Here is a 3385-nt window from a genome sequence, read left to right as displayed (position 1 = left end):
AGGGGGATACCGTCCGACATGAGATCGCGAACCTGCTGTCTCGGTCAGGCTATGCCTCGCTGGAGGCGTGTCTGGTCAAGATCGTCGATAATCCCGCCGAAAAAGAGCGGTTCCGAAGCTGGGCCGTCCAGCATCTGGGCACGCTGCTGCTCGACGAGAACACTTCCGGAGACCGGCGGGCTCTGACCGAGCGGCTTCGCATCTTGCTGTCGGATCGTCATCGCTACGTGCAACGTGAGGCCCTGCTGGCCCTCTCGCGGCTTGATGACGCCGCCGTTCCGGCTAAGGTGCGGGATATCCTTTCCGATCCGGCGCCCGATGCAGACCCCATGCGCGACTTTGCCATCCGCATCGCGTATGACTCGAACAGGCGTGAGCTGATCCCCCTCATTCGTCCCTACGCCCACGCCACCAACGAAATCATCCGCATCGCCGCCATCGTGGCTTTGAGCCAGTGGAGCGACGAGGAAAGTCGTCCCGCCTTCGAGACCGCCGCATCCTCCCCCGATACCCGACTCCAGCGCGCTGGCACCGCAGCCTTGGCCCGGCTGGTCGCCCCTGCCGCCCAGCCCACCCCGTAGCGCATGAAAAAAGCAGAAAGCAGAAAGCCAGCCGCCCGCAGAGCGGGAACACACGTAAGGGTAACTGAATCAGAATGTTGTGACGATTTTCAAAGCAACTTCAAGATTCAAGTTATAGGACGAGCAGAAAGCAGAAAGCAGAAAGCAGAAAACGGGAAGCAGAAAACGGAAAGCTGAAAGGGCCTGTGTCCGGAAATGCGCGAAGCGGCTCTGTGTGCAGCCATTCAAATCTTGATCGCATCCGGCCAGTCGAAATCGAAATCGCTATCGGTATCGGGGTCGAATTCCCCTCTTTCCCGTCGATCCCGATTCCGATTTCGATTTCGATTTGGATACCGAAATCGACGACCCTAATGAGAATTGCTGCTCTGTGTGTGTTGAATCGTCATCCGTAGTCGTCGCCCGTAATCGTCCACCGACCGATGCGACGGCCGCAAGAGACGGTATCAGGGATCGACCGAAGGGAATCGTCAACCGCTCTCGTCGCCCGCTCTCGTCCACCGGACGGAGGCAAAATCGTTTGACGAGTCAGCCGATTGTCTGTCCCCGTGTTGCCTGTCCCCGTGTTGCCGCGCGCTTGAACGGATGCGCGTTACTGTTTCTTTGTCCCCGTTACTTCCGATCGGCTATCGCCGTGAAAAGGAAGTTCTCATCTACGGACCCTCTTCGGCCGTGTTCTTCACCGCCAACGACCCCACGCTGCTCCAAGTCAGCGTCAAGGCGACCACCGCCCGCGGCGTGCGCCTCTATCTCAAGCCGCTCAAGGCAGGCACCCCGATCCTGCAAGCCCGCTTGGGCAGTCCGACCGGACCGATCCTCGCGCAGCAAGAGATCGACGAATTCACGATCCGCTCGCAGTCCACCGCTTACATCGGCGTGATTGAAACCTTCCCCGACGGCGCCAAGCTGGTGCAGACCAACCTGGAGATGACCCCACACGTGGCCGATCTCGACGTCAAGCTGCACATCATCATCCGCGGTGTCACCTTTGAAGACTCCACGTTGGACAAATTTCTCACCACCAACGCCTTCACCTACGCCCCCGTCAGCGGTAAATGGCTCTACGCCTACCGGATGATCGCCACCCCCGATCTCTTCACCGGCACCTGCCACTCCATCATCGTTACCCAAGGCAGCGACCGGGTGGGACAGTAGCGCTCCCGAAACCTGATCTGAGACACCAGGTTTCGGGTTTCAGAAAACACAACTAACTCATGAACAAGGACTTCCAACCCGACACCTGACACCTGAAACCTGACACCTGAAACCATTTCCCCAACTCACCCATTGACCGGAGCATACATGAAGCGTACACTCAATCTCATCATGACACTCGCCCTGACGCTGACAACCTGGAGCCTGCGAGCCGCGATCAATCCGCGCATTGTGGAGGTGAATCTCGACATCGAGGGCGTTGCGGACGCGGCTGAGTTCACTCCAGGCTCGGGCGGCTTTGTGGCCAAGGGCGGTTGGAAAATGATCACGCTTGGTGTCGATGGCGCGGGGTCCGCTCGCCTGAACTGGAACAGCACGAATGTTGTCGTCTATACAGCGACCAATGGAACCGCACTTGCCAACCCCACCTACTGGCCAGACACGGCAACCATGCCGTCAAACCTGTGGGTTTACGGTGTGGACGCAAGCGCTAGCGGACCTTCGGCAACGAATTGCGGTCCCGAGCACATCTGCCTGGAAGCCTTGAACAACGGCACTTCCTACGCGACACCCTATTTTGACCGGGTGGGGTTCACCGTTTACCACGTCGCCGCCATCACGGTCAGGCCCAAGAACGCGCCGGAGGGCTGGACACCGCCCGATCCGGTAACCATCGGTGCGGGGGCGATCCATTCCCCCGCCCATCAGGCCGATGTGACGATACAGGTTCTGCCGGCGGTTGCCGGGATTCCGATTGACGTCAGCTTGATCGGCGGACTGAGCCATGAGCCGGGCAAGGCGGCCGAACTCGTCATGGGGACGCTGGCCGCCACCGGCGGCTGTGCGGTCGTCACGGTGCTGACCGGTACGAACGGCACGATCAGCGGCGAACTCACATCGAGCGACGTGAACAACATGGACTGCGCGATCCGCGCCGGCACGACGGAAACGCACGTGCGCTTCACCTGGGATGAGTACTTCGAGCAAGACGCATGGACCTTCGAACCTGACCACATGCCCGTTCCCGGCGTGTTGACCAACCACTTCGTCTTGCGTCATTACCGTGACCTAACCAAAGCCGATCTCACCCATGGCACGCCGTGGGAGCCACTCAAAGGCCACGAGATTCGCTTTTTTGTGGAGAAGGTGGAGTATTGGGATGCCGACGGCAACCTATGCGAGACGAACAACACGGCGGATGCTCCGGCCGATCTCAGCGCGTGGGCCACGTTCCCGACTAATTCGGTGACGACCGATGCCGACGGCCGCGCCACGGAACTACTGACCATTGTGACCAATGCCAATCTGCACTCTGTGACCGTCGTTGCTTACGACTGGGGAGTATTCCATGAGGCGTCCCACATGGAACCCGTAACGCCCAGTGAGCAGCGGATCGCTCGCGTTTCTAGTCCGGAAATTACTATGGCGTCTGTTACGGATGAGGGCGTTCGTTCTTATATTGCATTCGCGTCTCCACAGGTTCCGGTGTGCATGAATACAGCAGACACGGAGAAAGTTTTTGGGCACTTCACGAGAATCTGTGGGTGTACTCGGGCGGCATAGGCAGGTCGCCGAGCGCGTGAAACAAGGCGATTCTGCGGATTTCCGGGTTGCGGAAGCCCCTCGCCAAATTGGATACGAGTCCCGCG

Annotated in this window: 2 protein-coding genes; both read left to right on the top strand. The window is 59.4% G+C overall.

The genetic code is table 11. From position 1 onward, the window contains the following. The first annotated feature begins 1184 nt into the window (after window positions 1-1184). A complete protein-coding gene (locus FJ222_12390) occupies window positions 1185-1736 on the top strand; it encodes a hypothetical protein (protein ID MBM4165220.1) in 552 nt (183 codons plus the stop codon). A gap of 147 nt (window positions 1737-1883) precedes the next feature. Continuing rightward, window positions 1884-3299: a hypothetical protein gene (locus FJ222_12385; GenBank protein MBM4165219.1), complete on the top strand. Its 1416-nt coding sequence runs from the start codon at window positions 1884-1886 to the stop codon at window positions 3297-3299. The last annotated feature ends 86 nt before the right edge of the window (window positions 3300-3385 follow it).

The sequence above is a fragment of the Lentisphaerota bacterium genome (genome assembly GCA_016873675.1).
In the GTDB taxonomy this organism is placed as follows: Bacteria; Verrucomicrobiota; Kiritimatiellia; order RFP12; family JAAYNR01; genus VGWG01.
This window is presented reverse-complemented; position numbering and strand designations above follow the sequence as displayed.

Bases quoted from the DNA above. Each gene is read 5' to 3' on its own strand.
- FJ222_12385 (MBM4165219.1), top strand. From the start codon at position 1,884: ATGAAGCGTACACTCAATCTCATCATGACACTCGCCCTGACGCTGACA.